The organism is Anaerofustis butyriciformans, assembly GCF_036289385.1.
GTDB lineage: Bacteria > Bacillota > Clostridia > Eubacteriales > Anaerofustaceae > Anaerofustis > Anaerofustis butyriciformans.
In genome coordinates this window covers 84541-103507 of record NZ_JAYFFH010000003.1, presented here as the reverse complement: position 1 = coordinate 103507, position 18967 = coordinate 84541, and the positions used below count along the sequence as shown (strand labels likewise).

General features: G+C 29.0%; 21 protein-coding genes and 1 tRNA gene. 7 read left to right on the top strand and 15 right to left on the bottom strand.

The window, feature by feature from the left end; all coding sequences use genetic code 11:
* Positions 1 to 7: 7 nt before the first annotated feature.
* Positions 8 to 1876, bottom strand: coding sequence for an excinuclease ABC subunit UvrC (gene uvrC, locus V2W16_RS05805; protein ID WP_329382961.1), 1869 nt, complete (start codon positions 1874 to 1876; stop codon positions 8 to 10).
* A 75-nt stretch (positions 1877 to 1951) separates the two neighbouring features.
* Between uvrC and V2W16_RS05800 the strand changes: the two genes are divergently transcribed.
* On the top strand, positions 1952 to 2146 hold the full coding sequence (locus tag V2W16_RS05800) for a hypothetical protein (protein ID WP_138268054.1): 195 nt from the start codon (positions 1952 to 1954) through the stop codon (positions 2144 to 2146).
* A gap of 57 nt (positions 2147 to 2203) precedes the next feature.
* The gene (locus V2W16_RS05795; protein ID WP_329382957.1) at positions 2204 to 3106 is read left to right on the top strand and encodes a DMT family transporter; all 903 of its coding nucleotides are present in this window, start codon (positions 2204 to 2206) and stop codon (positions 3104 to 3106) included.
* A gap of 8 nt (positions 3107 to 3114) precedes the next feature.
* Here the strand turns inward: V2W16_RS05795 and V2W16_RS05790 are convergent, their stop codons facing one another.
* The 13 genes from V2W16_RS05790 to V2W16_RS05730 all read right to left on the bottom strand — a co-directional run bounded on the left by V2W16_RS05790 (position 3115) and on the right by V2W16_RS05730 (position 14395).
* Positions 3115 to 4491 carry a citrate/2-methylcitrate synthase gene (locus V2W16_RS05790; protein ID WP_329382955.1) on the bottom strand — a complete coding sequence of 459 codons (1377 nt, stop codon included), beginning with the start codon at positions 4489 to 4491 and terminating at the stop codon, positions 3115 to 3117.
* A gap of 30 nt (positions 4492 to 4521) precedes the next feature.
* On the bottom strand, positions 4522 to 5163 hold the full coding sequence (gene hisIE, locus V2W16_RS05785; protein WP_329382951.1) for a bifunctional phosphoribosyl-AMP cyclohydrolase/phosphoribosyl-ATP diphosphatase HisIE: 642 nt from the start codon (positions 5161 to 5163) through the stop codon (positions 4522 to 4524).
* Between the two features lies 1 nt (position 5164).
* Positions 5165 to 5920, bottom strand: coding sequence for an imidazole glycerol phosphate synthase subunit HisF (gene hisF, locus V2W16_RS05780; RefSeq protein WP_138268050.1), 756 nt, complete (start codon positions 5918 to 5920; stop codon positions 5165 to 5167).
* Positions 5914 to 6618 (bottom strand): 1-(5-phosphoribosyl)-5-[(5-phosphoribosylamino)methylideneamino]imidazole-4-carboxamide isomerase, encoded by a 705-nt coding sequence (hisA, locus tag V2W16_RS05775; RefSeq protein ID WP_329382946.1) that lies wholly within the window; start codon positions 6616 to 6618, stop codon positions 5914 to 5916. The genes hisF and hisA overlap by 7 nt, the downstream gene beginning before the upstream one ends.
* Positions 6619 to 6620: 2 nt before the next feature.
* Positions 6621 to 7226 (bottom strand): imidazole glycerol phosphate synthase subunit HisH, encoded by a 606-nt coding sequence (hisH, locus tag V2W16_RS05770; protein ID WP_329382943.1) that lies wholly within the window; start codon positions 7224 to 7226, stop codon positions 6621 to 6623.
* Positions 7223 to 7801, bottom strand: coding sequence for an imidazoleglycerol-phosphate dehydratase HisB (gene hisB, locus V2W16_RS05765; protein WP_329382940.1), 579 nt, complete (start codon positions 7799 to 7801; stop codon positions 7223 to 7225). The genes hisH and hisB overlap by 4 nt, the downstream gene beginning before the upstream one ends.
* Positions 7802 to 8860 (bottom strand): histidinol-phosphate transaminase, encoded by a 1059-nt coding sequence (gene hisC / locus V2W16_RS05760; protein ID WP_329382937.1) that lies wholly within the window; start codon positions 8858 to 8860, stop codon positions 7802 to 7804. It lies immediately after the preceding gene.
* The gene (gene hisD, locus V2W16_RS05755) at positions 8860 to 10143 is read right to left on the bottom strand and encodes a histidinol dehydrogenase (RefSeq protein ID WP_329382934.1); all 1284 of its coding nucleotides are present in this window, start codon (positions 10141 to 10143) and stop codon (positions 8860 to 8862) included. The genes hisC and hisD overlap by 1 nt, the downstream gene beginning before the upstream one ends.
* A gap of 4 nt (positions 10144 to 10147) precedes the next feature.
* A complete protein-coding gene (gene hisG / locus V2W16_RS05750; protein ID WP_138268044.1) occupies positions 10148 to 10774 on the bottom strand; it encodes an ATP phosphoribosyltransferase in 627 nt (208 codons plus the stop codon).
* A 1-nt stretch (position 10775) separates the two neighbouring features.
* Entirely contained in the window at positions 10776 to 11912 is a 1137-nt protein-coding gene (locus V2W16_RS05745; protein ID WP_329382929.1) for an ATP phosphoribosyltransferase regulatory subunit, read from the bottom strand.
* A 296-nt stretch (positions 11913 to 12208) separates the two neighbouring features.
* On the bottom strand, positions 12209 to 13303 hold the full coding sequence (locus V2W16_RS05740) for a hypothetical protein (RefSeq protein WP_329382926.1): 1095 nt from the start codon (positions 13301 to 13303) through the stop codon (positions 12209 to 12211).
* A gap of 167 nt (positions 13304 to 13470) precedes the next feature.
* On the bottom strand, positions 13471 to 14304 hold the full coding sequence (locus V2W16_RS05735; RefSeq protein ID WP_329382922.1) for a PIG-L family deacetylase: 834 nt from the start codon (positions 14302 to 14304) through the stop codon (positions 13471 to 13473).
* 16 nt (positions 14305 to 14320) lie between these two features.
* Positions 14321 to 14395 (bottom strand) — tRNA-Arg (locus V2W16_RS05730).
* Between the two features lie 315 nt (positions 14396 to 14710).
* Here V2W16_RS05730 and V2W16_RS05725 point away from each other — a divergent pair.
* The 5 genes from V2W16_RS05725 to V2W16_RS05705 all read left to right on the top strand — a co-directional run bounded on the left by V2W16_RS05725 (position 14711) and on the right by V2W16_RS05705 (position 17650).
* Positions 14711 to 15016: a PTS sugar transporter subunit IIB gene (locus V2W16_RS05725; RefSeq protein WP_329382919.1), complete on the top strand. Its 306-nt coding sequence runs from the start codon at positions 14711 to 14713 to the stop codon at positions 15014 to 15016.
* A 119-nt stretch (positions 15017 to 15135) separates the two neighbouring features.
* Positions 15136 to 15420 (top strand): PTS sugar transporter subunit IIB, encoded by a 285-nt coding sequence (locus tag V2W16_RS05720; RefSeq protein WP_329382915.1) that lies wholly within the window; start codon positions 15136 to 15138, stop codon positions 15418 to 15420.
* 281 nt (positions 15421 to 15701) lie between these two features.
* Positions 15702 to 16454 carry an SDR family NAD(P)-dependent oxidoreductase gene (locus V2W16_RS05715; protein WP_329382912.1) on the top strand — a complete coding sequence of 251 codons (753 nt, stop codon included), beginning with the start codon at positions 15702 to 15704 and terminating at the stop codon, positions 16452 to 16454.
* A gap of 27 nt (positions 16455 to 16481) precedes the next feature.
* Positions 16482 to 17300, top strand: a complete 819-nt coding sequence (locus V2W16_RS05710; protein WP_329382909.1) for an SDR family NAD(P)-dependent oxidoreductase — start codon at positions 16482 to 16484, stop codon at positions 17298 to 17300.
* A 74-nt stretch (positions 17301 to 17374) separates the two neighbouring features.
* A complete protein-coding gene (locus V2W16_RS05705) occupies positions 17375 to 17650 on the top strand; it encodes a hypothetical protein (protein ID WP_329382906.1) in 276 nt (91 codons plus the stop codon).
* A gap of 88 nt (positions 17651 to 17738) precedes the next feature.
* On the opposite strand, the gene V2W16_RS05700 is transcribed toward V2W16_RS05705, so the two are convergent.
* Entirely contained in the window at positions 17739 to 18926 is a 1188-nt protein-coding gene (locus tag V2W16_RS05700) for a CHAP domain-containing protein (RefSeq protein WP_329382903.1), read from the bottom strand.
* Positions 18927 to 18967 lie beyond the last annotated feature (41 nt).

Genomic DNA, 18967 nt, shown 5'->3' with positions numbered 1-18967 from the left:
GCTCTCCCTAATCATTTTTTAGATAATCTTTAACTTTTTTTGCCAAAGCTTCATTCATCCCGTCAACTTTCATAATCTCTTCGATTGAAGCATTCTTTATTTCCTCTAAGTTTTTAAAATGAGTAAGTAAATTTCTGCATTTTACTTTTCCTATCCCCTCAATTTCTTCCAATGTAGTTTTTAAGAAACTTTTACTTCTTAAGTTTTTATGATAATCAATAGCATATCTATGAACCTCTTCACTTATATCATTAAGAAGTTTTTTTGCATATTCAAAATCTTTTATGTTTCTTGCTTCTTCGCTGTCTTTAACAACTTCCTTTAATTTATGTTTGTTGTTTTTCCCAAGCCCTAAAACTTTAATATTAAATCCAAACGTATCTACAACATTTTTTATTGCATTCACATGACCTATTCCACCATCTACAAATATAATATCAGGAAGAGGTAAAAACCTTGCATTTTCATCTTGTTCTTCCATTTCTTTTCTTGCTCTGTTAAGTCTTCTGAATACTACTTCAACCATGCTTCCGTAATCATTTGGACCTTCTACTGATTTTATTCTAAACTTTCTGTAAGCTTTATTATTCCTTTTTGCTCCGTCAAACACTACCATAACACCGACGCTGTCAACTCCGGAAGTGTTTGAAATATCATATGCTTCATATCTAAAGTTACCTTCTTTTATTATTCCAGCATAATCATTTATTTCTTCAACGGCTTTCTTTTCCATAAGTATTCTTTGTTTTTCTTTGCCTACAATATTTTCAAGATTTAATTTTGCATTATCAGTAGCAAGTTTTAATAATTTTTTCTTTTCTCCTCTTATAGGAACTTTAATTTGGACTTTTGTAGTTTTTAATTCACTAAGAAGATTTTGTATATTTTCAATATCATCAAACTCCCTTTCTACCAATATAAAAGGAGGAATAAAAGGAGTATTTGTATAAAATTGTTTTACAAAAGCAGACAAAACTTCTCCTGCATCTTTTTCGTTTTGCCCTTTTAAAATATAATTCTCTCTTCCTACAATTTTTTTATCCCTTAAGGCATAAACCTGTACGCAAGCCATATCTTCCCCCATTGCAAGACCAAGTATATCCATGTTGTCTGCTGTGGCATTAGAGACATTCTGCTCGCTTTTAAGCCCTTTTATTGCAAAAATCTTATCTCTTACCTTACCGGCATTTTCAAAGTCTAAATTTTCGCTGTAAGCATTCATTTTGCTTTCAAGACTTGATATTATTTTACCTGTTTTACCATTTAGAATATCTGTTATTTCTTTTATATATGAATTATATAAGTCTTTATTAACATTTCCCTGACAAACTCCAAGGCATTGTCCGATATGATAATTTAGACATACATTACCCTTTTTAACTCCATACTTTAATTCTTTCTTACACATTGCAATTGGATATAATTCATTTATTGTACTTACTGTTTTCTTTGCATATGTTGCATTTGCGTATGGTCCAAAATATTTATTTCCGTCATTTACATATTTTCTTGTTATAAATAATTTTGGATATTCATCTTTAGTTGTAAGCTTAATATATGGATATGTCTTATCATCTCGCATTAAAATATTATAATAAGGCCTGTATTTTTTTATTAAGTTACACTCTAAAATCAACGCTTCCATTTCGTTGGAAGTAATAATATATTCAAAATCAGCAATATTCTCAACCATTTTAAGAACTTTAGGTGTATGATTTGAATTTTTTCTAAAATATTGGGTTACCCTATTTTTAAGAACCTTTGCTTTTCCAACGTAAATAATAGTACCATTCTCATCTTTCATAAGATATACGCCACTATTTTGAGGAAGCAGTTTTATTTTTTTATTTAAATTTTCACTGAAGTTTTCTCTCATAAAAATACCTTTAAATTATTGATTTTTCTACTTGGTTATTATATCATATAATTTAATAAAACATAGGAGTATGACATGAAAAGTAATTTTAACGAATTAAGAGCAAGTAATGACAAGTATGACATATATGTAACAAAAAAAGTTTTTTTAGGATATACTTTAAAAAAATTTTTAAAAGGAACCTTTTATGACTTGGTTCAAAAAATTGATATAAACGAAAATTTAACAAGCGAAGAACTTGATAAAATTGCATACAGCATGCTTGACTAAAACAGAGTTATTCTCTGTTTTTTTTATATTTGAATTTTTTTTACATATACTACTATTATGAGTAGCGATAAAAAAGGATATATTGCAACGATAATAATGAGTTTAATAATGGGAATGCAGTATATCTTTATAAAAGATTTAATAAAATTATCCCATAATAATGTTTTTTTAGTTTTAAGCATAAGATTTTTTATTGCATTTATATTTATGCTTTTAATTTTTTATATAAGAAAAATAAAAATTCATCTGTCTTTTAAAAATAAAGATTTATTTAGACTGTCTTTTTATAATCCGGTAATAAATTTTTCTTTTCAAACAATAGGTGTAATGTTATGTCCCGTAACAACCGTAAGTGTTCTTATAGCCCTTATTCCCATTGCAAATGTTATAGTAAGTTATTTTTTATTAAAAGAAAAACCTACCTTAAAAGAAAGTATGTTTATGGGAATATGTGTTTTAGGTACGCTCATTGCAAGTGTTTCATCTTTAAATACCAATAAAACCGAATTTGCTTTTTTAGGAACCATACTTATTATTTTATCTATTTTTTCAAGAGCCTACTATCAAGGAAAACTAAAGAAGCTTAAAATTAAAGACATAAATGCAGTATCAATTTACCAAATTTTTTATGGATTTATTGCTTTTACAATAATGTTTTTTGTTTTCTTCTTTCTAAACCCTACAATAGATATTTTAGAAATAATTTTTCTTAAAGATTTTATCTTTGGAATACTATATCTATCCCTGCTTGCAACAATACTTGTATTTTACTTAAATAATTATGCAGTAAAAAGTATAAGCGTAATAAGTGTTGGGCTTATGAATAATATAACCGTTTTAATATCAACTCTTGCAGGAATAATATTCTTAGGTGAAAAATTCACCATAATTCAAGTTATAGGTTTATTTATGATACTTCTTGGAAGTTTGTTATATTATAAAAACAAAAAAGATGCATAAAGCATCTTTTATCTTTCATCAATAGGAATATACTCTCTTTTTTCTTGAACATTCATATATGCAGGTCTTATAATCTTGCTTGCATTTATAAGTTCTTCAAGCCTATGAGCAGACCAACCGGAAATTCTTGCAATTGCAAATAAAGGAGTAAATAATTCCTTTGGTATGCCTAACATTTTATAAACAAATCCACTGTAAAAGTCTATGTTAATACAAATGTCTTTATATGTTCTAAATCTTGAAGCTATAATTTCAGGAGCTAATCTTTCTACCAATTCATATAATTCAAATTCTTCTTTAAGCCCCTTTTCTTCTGATAATTTTCCAACAAAATACTTAAATATCAATGCTCTTGGGTCAGAAGAAGAATATATACCATGACCTACACCATAAATTAAACCTTGTTTATCAAAAGCATCTTTATCCAAAATCTTATTTAGATAACGTGAAACTTCTTCTTCGTCTTTCCAGTCCTTAACTGCTCTTTTAAGTTCTTCAAACATATTTACAACTTTCACGTTTGCACCACCGTGTTTTGGACCTTTTAAAGATGCAAGAGAAGCCGCAACGGCAGAATATGTATCCGTACCTGAAGAAGATACTACATGCATTGTAAATGAAGAGTTATTTCCTCCCCCATGTTCTGCATGTAAAACAAGAGCCAGGTCAAGAATTCTTGCTTCAAGTTTTGTATATTTGCTGTCCGGACGAAGCATATGTAGAACATTTTCCGCTGTTGAAAGGTCTGGTTTTGGAGAATGAATGAATAAACTTTCTCCGTTATTATAATGCATACTTGCTTGATATCCGTATACTGCAATCATAGGGAAAATTGATATTAAATGAATACATTGTCTAAGAACATTATCGATTGAAATATCATCAGGATGTTCATCATAAGCATATAGCGTTAATACACTTCTCGCCATAGTGTTCATAACATCAACACTTGGAGATTTCATTATAATATCCCTAACAAAAGAAGGCGGTAAACTTCTATATTTTGCAATTTGAGCCTCAAATGATTTAAGTTCATCTTTTTTAGGCAGCTTTCCAGTAAGAAGCAAATATGTTACTTCTTCAAAACCAAATCTGTTATCTTCAATAAATCCGTCAACCAACGATTCAATAGGAATGCCTCTGTATCTTAAATATCCGTCTATTGATGTTTTTTTACCGTCTACTATTTTACTTCCGCAAACATCAGATATTTCTGTAAGCCCAGTTAAAACACCAACACCGTTTTTATCCCTAAGCCCTCTGTTTACATTATGTATCTTATAAAGTTCTTGATCAATAAAACAGTTATCTTCACATGTCTTACTTAATTTTTTTATTTCAGGCGTAATATCAGAGAAATTTATTTCTGTTCCTTTATGTCTCATTTTAGCCCTCCTTTGTTTGATAAAATTATATTATTTATGTCTTGAATTTAACTTAGCAAATATGTCCTCTATATTTACATCTCTGTCATTTAAAAGTACCAACAAATGATATATAAGGTCGCTTGCTTCCCCTATAATTTCTTCTTTATTATTGTTTTTAGCGGCAACAATAGTTTCCGCACTTTCTTCACCAATTTTTTTACAAATCTTATCTATACCTTCAATTAAAAGATACTGAGTATAAGAACCTTCATATTTTGTAGGCATCTTTTCAAGATTTTTTATTCCTTCTTTTCTTTCATTTATTGTATCTTGAATTGTAAATAAGATTTCTGCACTTTCATCTTTATCAGCTTTTACTATATCATTGAAAAAGCAGCTTTCACTTCCTGTATGACAAGTTGGTCCGTCAGGATTTGCATTTATAAGCAAAGTATCATTATCACAATCACTAGCAATACTTACAACATTTAAATAATTCTTACTGCTTTCTCCTTTTAACCATTGTGTTTTTCTGCTTCTTGAATAAAAATTAACTTTTCCTGTTTCTAATGTATCATTATAAGCCTGTTCGTTCATATAACCAAGCATAAGAACTTTTTTAGTCTTATAATTTTGAACAATAACGGGTAAAAGTCCGCTTTCATCCAATTTAAAATCTTTAAATTCCATTTTATATCCTCATTTCTATATCATTATCTTTTAAATATCTTTTTAAATCCATTATATCTATTTCACCAAAATGGAATACACTGGCAGCAAGAGCAGCATCTGCTCCACACTTTAATACTTCCAAGAAATGTTCCATTTTTCCGGCACCTCCGGATGCAATAATAGGAATAGATAAAACATCATTTAACTTTTCTATTAACTCAAGATCAAACCCATCTTTTACACCGTCAGTATCAATGGAATTAATACAAATTTCACCGGCTCCAAGGTCTTCACCTTTTTTTGCCCATTCAATTGCATCAATATGAGTATTTTCTCTACCACCTTTTACATAAACATCCCAACTGTTTTTTTCATTCCTCTTTGCGTCAATAGATAAAACAACGCACTGGGAACCAAATTTTTTTGCTCCGTCACTTATTATGCTTGGATTCACAACAGCGCTTGAGTTTACGCTTACCTTATCTGCTCCGGCTAAAAGAACTTTTCTAAAATCTTCTACCGTTCTTATTCCTCCTCCGATTGTAAAAGGAATAGAAACCTCTTTTGCAATATTTTCAACTGTATGAATAAAGATATCTCTTTCATCGCTTGATGCAGTTATATCATAAAACACAAGCTCATCGGCACCAAGCTTAGAGTAATTTTTTCCAAGTTTAACAGGATCATCAACATCCTTTATATTTGCAAAATTTTTACCTTTAACAACTCTGCCGTGATCAACATCAAGACAAGGTATAATTCTTTTTGCTAACATACCAAATCCTCTACTTTAAATTTATTTTCATATAATGCCTTACCTACAATAACAGCATAAGTATCGTTTTCTCTTAATTTATTAATATCCTCAAGAGAAGATATTCCTCCTGAAACGACAATATTATGTTTTGTAGCTTCACTTAATCTTTTGTAAAGCTCAAAGCTTGGACCTGAAAGCATTCCGTCTTTTTTTATATCCGTAACTACAATGCTTACAAGAGGTAAATATTTTATTTTTTCAAGGTAATCCCATATTAAAATACCGCTGTTTTCACTCCAGCCTTTTATATATACATATTCATCTTTAACATCTAATGAAAGACTGATTTTATACGGGTATTTATCTGCCATTTCCTTCAAAAAATCAAAATCCTTAACAGCCTTTGTTCCTATGGACACCCTATCAACACCGATATCCACATATTTTTTTATTTGTTCTTCTCCTCTGATTCCTCCGCCTACTTCAACTTTCATGTTTGTATTTTCTATAATGCTTTTTATAACATCATAGTTTTGCATCTGACCAAGTAAAGCAGCATCCAAATCGACTACATGAAGATATTTAACACCTTTTTTTTCAAAATCTTTTGCAACCGACAAAGGACTGTTAAAGTAAACCGTCTCTTTGTCATAATCTCCTTGTGAAAGTCTTACACATTTACTGTTTCTTATATCTATTGCTGGATAAATTATCATATTTATTCTCCCAAAAAGTTTAAAAGTAATTTTTCTCCTGTCTTATCGCTTTTTTCAGGATGAAATTGCATACCTATAACATTACCGTTTCTAACAATTGCAGGAACTTTATAATGATATTCACTGTAAGCAATTAAGTTTTCATCATTCATCTTATCTGCATGATAAGAATGAACAAAGTAAACATATTCTCCGTTATTTATGCCTTTAACAATGTTATCTTCTCTATTAATAACAAGTTCATTCCATCCCATATGAGGAACTTTATATTCTTTAGGTATATCAAAAGGAACAATTTCTCCTTTTATATAACAAAGACCTTTATGCTCTCCCATTTCATAACTTTTTTCAAATAATAACTGCATTCCAAGACAAATCCCAAGAAGATACTTATCTTCTTCTACCCAGTTATCAATAAAGTCTATCAAGTCATTTTCTACTAAACCTTCCATCCCATCCCCAAAAGCTCCAACGCCTGGAATAATAAGTTTATCGCATTTCGAAAGAACGTCTTTGTCATTTGTAATAACACTGTCAAATCCAAGCCTTAAAAGAGCATTGTATACATTCTTTAAATTTCCTGCACCGTAATCTATAATACCTATCATAATACACCTTTACTTGAAGGAATTTCATCACTTGTAATTGTAACAGCTTCTTTTAAAGCTCTGGCTAAAGCTTTAAAGATAGCTTCACACATATGATGATTATTACCTTTGTCTAATATTTTTATATTAAGATTAAGCCCTCCGTTTATGCAAAATGCATATAAGAAGTCTTCTAATATTTCAGTTTCAAAGTCACCTATTCTTTCAACATTAAAAGGATTTTCATATACAAGATATCCTCTGCCGCTAACATCAACACTTACTCTTGCAAGAACTTCATCCATAGGAACGAAAAAAGTTGAATATCTGTTAATGCCTCTTTTATCTCCTACAGCTTCTTTAAAGCATTTACCTAAAACAATCCCTATATCCTCTACGGTATGATGATTATCAACTTCAAAATCACCTTTTGCCTTAATGTCTATATCAAATTTTGAATGAGATGCTAAAAGAGTAATCATGTGATTAAAAAAACCTACCCCCGTATCAGCATAAACATTACCACTTCCATCTAAATTCAAATTAATTTCAATGTCGGTTTCTTTTGTTATTCTATGTTCATAACTTGATCTCATTTAGAAAACCTCCTTTATTACTTCAATAAGTTCATCGTTTTCTGCTTTACTTCCAACGGTTATTCTAACTATATTTTCAAGGCTTTTACCATATGCCCTTATAGATATGCTTTTCTTTTCGCATTCTTCATAAAGTTTATATGCCTTATCACTTCTTATTGTTATAAAGTTTGCGTTTAGTGGAAATATAAATACGCCTTCACACTCTTTTAGTACATCGACAATCCTGTCTCTTTGTTCCTTTATAACTTCTATTTCATCTTCTATGTATTTATGGTTTTCAACCAAAACCTCTCCTGCTGTTTGAGAAGTAACTGATAAATTATATGGAGCTTTTGCGGCATATAAGAAATCAATAACTTCTTTATTTGCAATTATAAACCCAACTCTTAGTCCCGCACCGCTAAATGCTTTGGATAAGGTTCTTAAAATTATTACTCTATTACTGTAATCAAGCAAATCAAGGTTTTCACCTTCTGCAAAATGAATATATGCTTCATCTATTACAACCATAGCACTTGTATTGTCAATAACTTTTTTTATGTCATCCTTTGAATACAAATATCCTGTTGGATTGTTTGGTGTGCATATATAAATTATTTTTGCATTCTCTTCATTTGCTCTTTTTATTAATGTATCAATGTCAGGAGTAAAATCTTCTTTATCACTTTCTATTCCTATATATTTACCCTTTGCTAAAATAGCTGCTTGACCATACATTGAAAACGTAGGATCACAACTCATCACAACATCATCTTTATCCACAAAAGTAGCACTGATTATAGTAATACCTTCATCTGAGCCTGAAGTTGCAATCAATTTATCCATATCAACATTTATTAAATCTGCATATGCTTTTCTTAATTTTTTTGCATCAGGATCCGGATAACGATTTATATTGATATTTTTCATTTTTTCAATAAAATCATTTTGAAGTTTTGTTGAAAGAAAATTTTCATAATGCTCATTTGCATTTAATATTATTCTGTAATCCTGTCCCGCAGCCTTGTAACATTCATAATCTTTTAAGGCTGGAACAACAAGCTCTCTTATATCCATTATTCAAATCTCCTTTCAACAGCTTTTGCATGGGCAGTAAGCCCCTCTTTGTTTGCAAATGCAATGATTTTATCTTTATGCTTCATAAGTTCTTCTCTTGAATAATAAACTATACTTGTTCTTTTCATAAAATCATAAGTTGATAATGGGGAATAAAACTTTGCTTTACCTGATGTAGGAATTGTATGATTTGAGCCTGCAAAATAATCTCCCACAGGTTCAGGAGTATATTCACCCATAAATACACTTCCTGCATTTTGGACTTTATCTATATAGTCAAAAGGATTTTCAAGAGATATTTCCAAATGTTCCGGTGCTATTTCATTCGCAACAGCAAAGGCTTTGTCTATATCTTCAACAAGGAATATCATTCCGTAATTTTCAACAGCTTTTGAAGCTATATCTTCTTTTGTAAGTTCTTTTAATTGTCTGTATACTTCTTTTTCAACTTCTTTTGCCAATTTTTCGCTTGTAGTAACCAAAATACAAGCCGCATTCTCGTCATGTTCTGCTTGAGATAATAAGTCAGCAGCAACATAAACAGGATTTGCATTTTCATCGGCAATCACTAAAACTTCGCTTGGTCCGGCAAGCATATCTATATCTACATCACCATAAACTTTTCTTTTTGCTTCTGCAACAAATAAGTTTCCAGGACCACAAATTTTATATACGGGTTTTATGCTCTCTGTTCCATAAGCAAGAGCCGCTATTGCTCCGGCACCACCTGATAAGTAAATTTCATCAACTCCGCAAACATAAGCCGCAGCAAGAATATTTTGATTTACTTTTCCTTCTTTATCAGGAGGAGTAATAAGGGCAATTTCCTTTACTCCAGCAACTTTTGCAGGTATCGAATTCATAAGAACAGTTGAAGGATAAGGACTTTTCCCGCCTGGAATATATAATCCCACTCTTTCGATAGGAGTAACTTTTTGAGTTAGTCTTTTTGTTCCTTCATCCATATCAAAATGAGAATATTTTTGGTTCTTATGATATTTTTCTATATTTTCTTTACTTTCTTTTAATACTTCAATAAAATATTCATCTGCATTTTCATATGCTTTTTTTATTTCTTCTTTATCAACTCTTAAACTTTTAACTTCAACATGGTCAAAGTCTTTCATCATTCTTTTTAAAGCTTCATCTTTATTTTCTTTTACGTCATTAATTATATTTTCAACAATTTTTTCTACTTCGTTTAACTTATTACCATGTCTTTGTAAAATTTCTTTTAATATATCTAAATAATTTTCTTTATTTTTTAAATCTATTATTTTCATATTTTTACTCCATTCTTTCATTTGCTGCTTTTAAGTTTTCTATAAATGGTTTTAATGAAGAATGTTTCATTTTTAAACTTGCTTTATTTACGATAAAAACAGAATATATATCAAAAATTTCTTCCAATACACAAAGTCCGTTTTCTTTTAAAGTAACCCCGCTTTCAACAATATCAACTATTACATCTGACATTTTAAGAAGTGGTGCAAGCTCAACGGAACCGTTTATTTTTATAATTTTTGCTTTTATTCCAAGTTTGTCAAAATATTCTTTTGCAATATTTACAAATTTTGAAGCAGCAACAATTTGCTTCATATTCTTTACATCTGTACCTTTAAATCCTGCAACACACATTTTACATTTTCCAATATTTAAAGGGAACAATCTATATACATCAGGATTATCTTCAAGAAGTATATCCTTACCTACAATACCACAATCACATACTCCGCTTTCTACATATATAGGAGTATCACTTGGTTTTACAAGAACCATTTGTACACTGTTATCATCGCTGTTTAAAATAAGTTTTCTATTCAAATCAAATTCGGAAAAAGTAATACCGAATTCATTAAACAACTTTATGGCTTGTTTTGCTACTCTTCCTTTTGCAACTGCTATTTTTATCATATTACTCTCCTAAAATATCTAATAATTCATTTTCTTTTAAGGTTTTATTATTTTCTTTTGCTACAACCTTAAAACTCTTATCTGCTACCATTGAAACATTATAGCCTTTTTGTCTTAATTTATTTGAAACTTCAATACCTTTTTTACTATCGCTTTCCAAACAATGAACTACATAATCTACCCCGAAGAATTTTGTATCTTCTTTAAGTATTTGAGAAGTTAAATCTAAGTTTTGACTAAATCCACATGCACCTTGTCTACCTGCGAATTTTTTTGCAAGTCTATCATATCTTCCCCCTGTAATGATTTCTCCTCCGGCATCAATAGAATAAATCTTAAACATTATTCCACTATAATAATGCATTGCGTTTGTAAAACCTAAATCTAAGTAAACAAACTTATCAAGACCATGAATTTTTAAAAGTTCATAAACGCCTTCAATTTTATCAAGAGCATTATTCATTTTATCATTAACGGCTATGTCTCTTGCTTTATTCATTACATCTTCAAAGTCACCAAAAAGCATACATATATCAATAAGTTTATCTAGATATTTTTTATCTATATTTCTTCCGTCCAAAAAGCTTATTAAGTCTGCACTGTTTTTTTGTTCTATGTATTTATGAACAGTTTCTACCTCTTCTTTTTTTATTTCATGTATTTCTTCTATAAGTCCGTAAACAAAATCTGCATGAGATAAATCAAGTCTTATATCTTCAATTCCAAGAGCAAAAACACTATTAAGAGCAAGTGCAATAATGTCACTGTCTACTAAGTCACTTTCTTTTAAGAAACATTCAACTCCTGTTTGGTTAATTTCATCTAAAGTATAATCTTTAAATTTATTTCTAAATACTTTTGATTCGTAAAAATATTTTTCGCTTTCTTTATTTTTCATATTAGCAACAGTTTTTAAAACATGAAAGGTTGCATCTGGTCTTATTACAAGAATATTACCTTCCCCATCAATTAATTTTAATTGTTCATTGCTATGACTAATATCATATTTTTTATATAAATCATAAGGCATAAACATTGGTATTGTTATTTGTTCATAACCATATTTTTTATATAGCATACTTAAAGTATCTTTCATAAATGCATATTTTTTTTGAGTATTGTCTTCTTTTTGTAACATATAAACCTCCCCCAGCTTACAAGTTAAGTATAATTAATTCATTATATCATATTTTATCTATATGGGAAACATAAATAAGTAAAAATTCAGAAAATTTAATCTATTTATATTTATAAAATCATTTTAAATAGTTATATCCTTATAAATCCAAAAAAGCTAACAAAACAAATAATTTTTATAAAATTTTATTTATAATTATACATTTAATATTTTACTTTATCAATCTTAAATTATCCTTAAATTTATATGATTGTATTTAGATTTTTCATAAAAAAAAGAACGATTTCTCGTTCTTTTTACATTTCTTTATTTTCTTGTTGCTTTTTTAAAGCTTCAATATCAAACTCACCTTTTTCAAGACTTGTATCAATATTATTATTTTTATCTACATCAACGATATTATCTTCAGTTGTTTTGTTTCCATCATTATTGGTTTCATAGTATATACTATCTTTATTATTTTCATTATAAACATTTGTATCGTTTGTATAATTATTATATTGATTACCATAATTAAAATTGTTATTAGAGTAACTGCCATATTGTTCATATTTTAAGTATATTTCTTTTTCAATAAATTTCTTACATAATAATGCAAAAGACATTTCACTCCAAACAAAAAACACAAATGCACCAAATAATAAAGCTAAGATTAAAATAAGACCTACAGGCCATAATATAAAAGCAATAAAACCTATTATCATATAGAATATGAGGTATAAAATAAAAAAGACAATCCCTAAAGCAAAGAAATATAGTAACATAAATATATAATCTTTTATGTTATTTAAACCAATTTTAAATGAATTTGAAAACAAATTATTTAAAAGTCGATTATCACCTTTTGCAGAAATTGCATATCCACTTAAAGGAATTACATTTAAGAAAGAGAATATAATTCCTAATATAATTGTAAAAAGGAACATTTTAGGCATCATTGATGCAAGAACACTGTATAGCATATTATCTGAAACATATGGATAAGCATACATTAATGAATATATATCCCCTGCTAAAAATATCATAGCAAAAATAACATATAATATAACACAGACTAATACAAAAATAAGCTCAATTAATGCAGGAATTAAACATTCTTTAAACCTTGTAAAATATAAGAAAAGATTTGTAATGTTAAATTCTTTTCCATCATCCAATTCAAAAATAAGCCTAAATAAACCTATTGTAAATGCTGCAGAAACATATAAATTTATAATAGATATTGCAATACTTAAAATAAAAGACTCGTCTGCAATAAACCCGCCTAAAACAGAAAATGCTACTTGCACTAAATAAACAAGGAAAAATGAACCTATAATATACCAGAATTTTCCTTTAAGTAATTCCTTGGCTCTATCTCTAATTACTGCACGATTAATAAAATTATTCATAGATATCCCCTTTAATAAATAATATTATTTAAAAAATAAAACCCAAATTAATAATGCTACAACAACCAATCCCTCAACAATAACCAAAGCTTTTTTTGCGTTCATAATAATCCTCCAAAACAAAAATAATTTGATATAATTATAACATAAAACTATCTAATTACAAGTTATATACTGCTTTCAAAATCCTTAGCATTTACTATCTTTTCGTACTTAATCATCTGTCCATATTTTACAAAAGCTCCGGGTTGAGATTTATATAAATCTAAAAGATCCATCTTTTCTTCAACCTGTTGTTGAGTTAATGGAGAAAGATAATTGTCAACCCTAAAAAGTTCTCCCTTATCATAATATTTTGTAAAGTAAAACAATGTATCTTTATTTATATATTTATTATATAATCCGGTAGTAATATTATTAACGTATATATGATGAATATGTCCATATTCACCTTCAGGATTATGCGTTACAACCTTATTCCAATTTTTATATAACAAAACAGTTTCAATATCCTTTGTTATATAATCCATTACTCCGACTTTTTTCCAGTCAACTCTCCTAAATTTATATGCATCAGGATAAGAAAGTACTATATATTTATCATTTGTTTTTTTCATTACATCAGTTAGTTCATTATACCTAATATTTCCGGTTTCTTTACCATTTGTAATACATAATACCAAGTAATCTTCCTTTATAAGCTCCATGGCTGACCATAATGTTTCATCATCAGGATGAGCTACTATCATCAAATTATCTACATTCGATAAATCCATTTTATTCAAATCTTCTTTTGTTAAAAAAGGGGAATCTATCTGTGCATCATAATTATTATGTAAAACCAATTTTTCATAATCAAGTCCGGCAAACAAAGATTTAACAGAATATCTTATTGTTGGATTGTATTTTATATTACCTCCAAGCAAAAGAACAAAAACAAACATTATAAAAATATAAAATAGAATTAAAAATAATATTCTTCTCTTTTTTTCCCTCTCCATGCTTACATTCTCCAAGTGGTACGCCTGAGAGGAGTCGAACCCCCACTAAGCGGGCCGAAGCCGCTTGCTCTATCCATTAAGCTACAGGCGCACAATAATATAATTTATAATTCTATCATTTATAACTTTCTTCATCAATATTATACACAATTATTAATAAAAATTTAACATTTAAAAAATATATATTTTTTTATAAATTTATTGTATAAATATATTGAAAAAAAACAAATAAAACATTAAAATGCTATTTAGAAATATAAAGTTCTAATAAAAAAATGTTATTAATTCTAAAGCATGACAAATGTAACAGCATCGAACTTTTTTAAAAAAAACACAATTTTATTGTTTAAATTATTTATATTTATGTTATAATAGTGTTGTGCAAAAGTAACGTGAAAGGATAATTATGATTACTATACTTGTTATATGCGGAAGTGGTGTCGCAACATCAACTTTAGCATCAGAAAAGCTTAAATCAATTTGCAAAGAAGAAAATATTGATATTGAAACTTATCAATGCAAAGTCAGCGATGCCAAAGCAAGAGCAAAAATGATTGATCCCAATATAATCGTTACAACCGCTGAATTAAACGAAGAATTTAATATACCTGTCATAAACGGAAAATCATTAATTACACAAAATGGGGTCGCAGAATTTAAAAAAGAATTATTTTCCGTTATTGTCAAGCTGTTAAGTTCAAATTCAAATTAAGTACAAAACGGAATAACCGTTTGTAATAAAAGTTGCTTTAAATAAATCTTTTTAAAAGTACATATTTTGGTAAATAATAGGATTTTATTATTTATTTAATTAATGGAGGATTTTATTATATGAAAACTATTTTAGTTGCATGTGGAACAGGTATTGCTACATCTACAGTAGCTGCAAAAAAATGTGAAGGAATTTGTAAAGAAGCTGGTATTCAAGTAAAAACAGTTCAATGTAAAGCTGCTGAAGCTGCTTCAAAAGTAAAAGTTATTAAACCAGACGTAATCGTTGGTACAACAGATATTCCTGGAGATATCGGTGATACAGTTCTTTTAAACGGTAGATGCCTACTTACAGGTGTTGGTTTAAATCAATTCAAAGAAGATTTAATTAACGCTGTTAAATAATTAATTTAATTACATTTTATTTTTAAGTATTTATTGTTAAAAGATTTATCTTAAAGAACGAAACACAATTCTATTAGACCGAATGAAATAGTACTTTACATAAAGAACAGATTTTTATCTGTTCTTTTTTGTTTAAAGAGAATTACCATTTGTGAATTTTAAGAAAAGATAATTATGTTTATTGACACTTTTATTTATAATGTGATATCATATAATAAAGATAACATTGTTTTAATAGAATTTAAAACAAAAATAAATGCAAATAAAAAAGGAGATTTAAAATGTTAACAAACAAAGTTGCAATAGTGACAGGCGCTGGAACAGGCATAGGAAAAGAAGTTGCAAAATTATTTGGCAAAAACCATGCATCTGTTGTAATAAATTACAGATCAAGCGAAAAAGAAGCCAATGAAGTAAAAAAAGAAATTGAACAAATGGGTTCAAAAGCAATAACAGTAAAAGCAGATATTTCTAATTACGATGATTGCAAAAAAATTATAAAAGAAACTCTTGATGCTTTTGGACATATTGACATTTTAGTTAATAACTCAGGAATGGGACTTTCAAAAGGTAATATCCTTGATATAACGGATGAAGAATATCATAAAGTAATGAAAACAAACATAGATGGAACATATTATATGACAACACTTACTTTAAAACAAATGGAAGAACAAGGAACAGGAGGAAGCATTGTAAGCATATCATCTTCTGCGGTTGCACAACCAAGCAGCGGAAACGGTCCATATGCAATGAGTAAAGCTGCAGTAGAACTTTTAATGCGCTCAATCGCACAAAATCATGGAGTAAACGGTATAAGATGTAACATAGTTGCTCCAGGCCCTACAGAAACAAACATGGTAAAAGAATTCTTTGATGAAGAAAAGAGAAACAGAGTAACAAAAGAAATACCACTAAGACGTTTTGGAGATCCGAAAGAAACAGCTCAAGCTGTTCTGTTCTTTGCAAGTGATATGTCAAGTTATGTAACAGGTCAAAAAATCCACGTAGATGGTGGAAGAACAATAAGATAAAATTATAAAATTAAGGAGAATAATAAAATGGAAGAAAAACTTTTAGGAAAAGTCGCTTTAATTACAGGAGCCGCAAGAGGCATAGGGAGAGAATATGCTCTTAGACTTGCCAGACTTGGTGCAGATGTTGTTATTACAGATTTAGATTTAAAAGCTACAAAATTTAAAGAAAAAGATGTACTTGCACCAACAGTAAAAGAAGAAATTGAAGTTCTTGGAAGAAAATCAATGGCTTTTGAAGGAGATGCAACCGATGATAAATTTGGTAAAACGGTTGTAGACGAAGTAATAAAAGAATTTGGACATATTGATATTCTAATTAATAATGTTGGTGGAACAGGCGGAGCTGGCCCTGCTCTTGCTACTGAAATGGATACAGATAAATTTGTTCATGCTCTACATATAAATTTACTTTCAACATTTATTTTCTGCAAATATGTTGGAAAACAAATGAAAAAACAAAAAAGTGGTAAAATAATTAATATTTCTTCCGTTGGAGGCTCTGTACCTCTATTCATTACGCAAGCACATTACTCTGCAGGTAAAGCAGGCGTTGACTCATTAACAAGAACATTTGCATTAGAACTTGCTCCATATGAAGTAAATGTAAATGCAGTTGCTCCAGGATATATCCACACAGTAAAATGGGATGCTCATTTTGAAGAACAATTTAGTGAACTTACAGAAAAAGTTCCTATGGGCAGACTTGGCAATACAGAAGACTGTGCAAAAGTTATTGAATTTTTAGCAACTGATTTGTCAGATTATCTTACAGGACAAACAATTTATATTGATGGTGGTCTAAAAACACTAAATCCTTCTTCATCAAAACTTAACTTATACTAATTTACATAAGAATACTTGCAATCATTTGTAATATAAATTATAATATTGTAAGTAACAAGAAAAGGAGAATGAACATGAAAATTATTATTGCAGCAAGCATGAAAGATGCTAAATTTGCTAAATTTGAAGATTTAATTCACACTAACTGTGGAAAAGACGTTGAAGTTGTAAAATGTAATGTTATTACAGATAAGATTGAAGACTTAATAGCTTCAGAAGCTCCTGATGCTATCGTTAAAGTTGGTGTAAAAGTTCCTGATACAGATATTCCTGTAATTGATGGTTTAGCATTAAATTACCCTCAAATGGGTGCAAAAAAACTTTATGATGCAATTAACAAATTAAAATAATTAAAAAAAGAGAAGTATAACTTCTCTTTTTTATTTGCAGTAATATAATAAAAAAATAGCGGTACCTTTGCACCGCTATTTTTATTTTTTAATAATTTGGTACTCCATAACCCATAATGCTCCAAGAACCTATAGAATAGCTTCTTCTTGCACACATATTAGATGTATTTCCTTCAATTGTATGTACAGTTCCACCGCTTACGTATTCAACTATACCTACATGATTTCCTACTCCATTACCATCCCAATCAAAGAATATAATATCTCCCGGAGATGGTGTATAGCTTCTGCCTTTCCATCTTCCTCTTGCTCTAAACCAATTTGCACCATTATCAACATATGAGAATTTTGGAATTACACCGGCTTTAATATATCCTGCTTCATTCGCACACCATGATACAAAACATGCACACCATGAAACTCTATAATTAAACCCATACCAGCTCCAGAATTTATCTCCATTGTAATTTCCTATTTGAGCTTTTGCTGCATTTACAACAGCTGTACGACCTCTACCATAATATGCATTACCACTTGAATAGTTACCATTTTTTATATTTTCTTCATAAAGTTTATCATTTAATTCAATAGCTTCTTTTTCAAGTATATCAAGTTGTTCTTCAATAGCTTCAATACTTTCATTTGTATCAGTTAACTGATACTTTTTAGCTTCTGTCAATACATTAAGTTCTTCTTTATCTGCTTCTAGCCCAGCAATGATAGTATCAAGTTCTTTTTTATCATTCTCTATTTTCTTTGTTTGTGTTGCTATTTCTGCTTCTGCTTGTTGTAAATTACTTATTATATTTTGGTCATATGTAACTAACTCTTTATAATTAGATATATTGCTTATTAAATCTGATAATCCAGAAGAAGAAAAGATTACATCTAAATATCCGCTGCCTCCGTACATGTACATTACTTCCATTCTTTGAGCAAATATTTCTTCATATTTTTCTTTCTTTTCTTTTGCTTCATCTAATTTTTTTTGAGCTTCTTCAAGTTGCTTCTCAACTTTATCTCTCTTAGTTTCCTGAGTTTTTATCTTTTTATTTAAGTCAGAAATCTTACTTTCATAATCATCTATTTCACTTTGAAGTTGATCAGCTTCACTCGATGCATCTTGTAAATCAGATTCTTTATTTTCTATTTGTTGTTTTTTCTCTTCTAACTGCTGTTCAGTAGATTTTTTCGCACTAACTGTTGCAAATGGGAAATCTAAAAAAGCAGTCACACAAAAAAGCATTAAAATAATCGCAATAAATTTTTTCTTCATAGTTTCTCCAAAGTTTACTTATAGTTTTAGTCATTATAATG

Excerpts from the sequence above, each read along its gene's own strand:
- V2W16_RS05740 (WP_329382926.1), bottom strand. The coding sequence starts at position 13,303 with ATGAATAATTTTATTAATCGTGCAGTAATTAGAGATAGAGCCAAGGAA.
- V2W16_RS05705 (WP_329382906.1), top strand. The coding sequence starts at position 17,375 with ATGAAAATTATTATTGCAGCAAGCATGAAAGATGCTAAATTTGCTAAA.
- hisC (WP_329382937.1), bottom strand. The coding sequence starts at position 8,860 with ATGGATATAAGAGAGCTTGTTGTTCCAGCCTTAAAAGATTATGAATGT.
- V2W16_RS05720 (WP_329382915.1), top strand. The coding sequence starts at position 15,136 with ATGAAAACTATTTTAGTTGCATGTGGAACAGGTATTGCTACATCTACA.
- V2W16_RS05725 (WP_329382919.1), top strand. The coding sequence starts at position 14,711 with ATGATTACTATACTTGTTATATGCGGAAGTGGTGTCGCAACATCAACT.
- hisD (WP_329382934.1), bottom strand. The coding sequence starts at position 10,143 with ATGAAAATAATAGATTTAAAAAATAAAGAAAATTATTTAGATATATTA.
- uvrC (WP_329382961.1), bottom strand. The coding sequence starts at position 1,876 with ATGAGAGAAAACTTCAGTGAAAATTTAAATAAAAAAATAAAACTGCTT.
- hisA (WP_329382946.1), bottom strand. The coding sequence starts at position 6,618 with ATGATAATTTATCCAGCAATAGATATAAGAAACAGTAAATGTGTAAGA.
- V2W16_RS05790 (WP_329382955.1), bottom strand. The coding sequence starts at position 4,491 with ATGAGACATAAAGGAACAGAAATAAATTTCTCTGATATTACGCCTGAA.
- hisG (WP_138268044.1), bottom strand. The coding sequence starts at position 10,774 with ATGATAAAAATAGCAGTTGCAAAAGGAAGAGTAGCAAAACAAGCCATA.
- V2W16_RS05710 (WP_329382909.1), top strand. The coding sequence starts at position 16,482 with ATGGAAGAAAAACTTTTAGGAAAAGTCGCTTTAATTACAGGAGCCGCA.
- hisB (WP_329382940.1), bottom strand. The coding sequence starts at position 7,801 with ATGAGATCAAGTTATGAACATAGAATAACAAAAGAAACCGACATTGAA.
- V2W16_RS05795 (WP_329382957.1), top strand. The coding sequence starts at position 2,204 with ATGAGTAGCGATAAAAAAGGATATATTGCAACGATAATAATGAGTTTA.
- V2W16_RS05800 (WP_138268054.1), top strand. The coding sequence starts at position 1,952 with ATGAAAAGTAATTTTAACGAATTAAGAGCAAGTAATGACAAGTATGAC.
- V2W16_RS05715 (WP_329382912.1), top strand. The coding sequence starts at position 15,702 with ATGTTAACAAACAAAGTTGCAATAGTGACAGGCGCTGGAACAGGCATA.
- V2W16_RS05700 (WP_329382903.1), bottom strand. The coding sequence starts at position 18,926 with ATGAAGAAAAAATTTATTGCGATTATTTTAATGCTTTTTTGTGTGACT.
- V2W16_RS05745 (WP_329382929.1), bottom strand. The coding sequence starts at position 11,912 with ATGTTACAAAAAGAAGACAATACTCAAAAAAAATATGCATTTATGAAA.
- V2W16_RS05735 (WP_329382922.1), bottom strand. The coding sequence starts at position 14,304 with ATGGAGAGGGAAAAAAAGAGAAGAATATTATTTTTAATTCTATTTTAT.
- hisF (WP_138268050.1), bottom strand. The coding sequence starts at position 5,920 with ATGTTAGCAAAAAGAATTATACCTTGTCTTGATGTTGATCACGGCAGA.
- hisH (WP_329382943.1), bottom strand. The coding sequence starts at position 7,226 with ATGATAGGTATTATAGATTACGGTGCAGGAAATTTAAAGAATGTATAC.
- hisIE (WP_329382951.1), bottom strand. The coding sequence starts at position 5,163 with ATGGAATTTAAAGATTTTAAATTGGATGAAAGCGGACTTTTACCCGTT.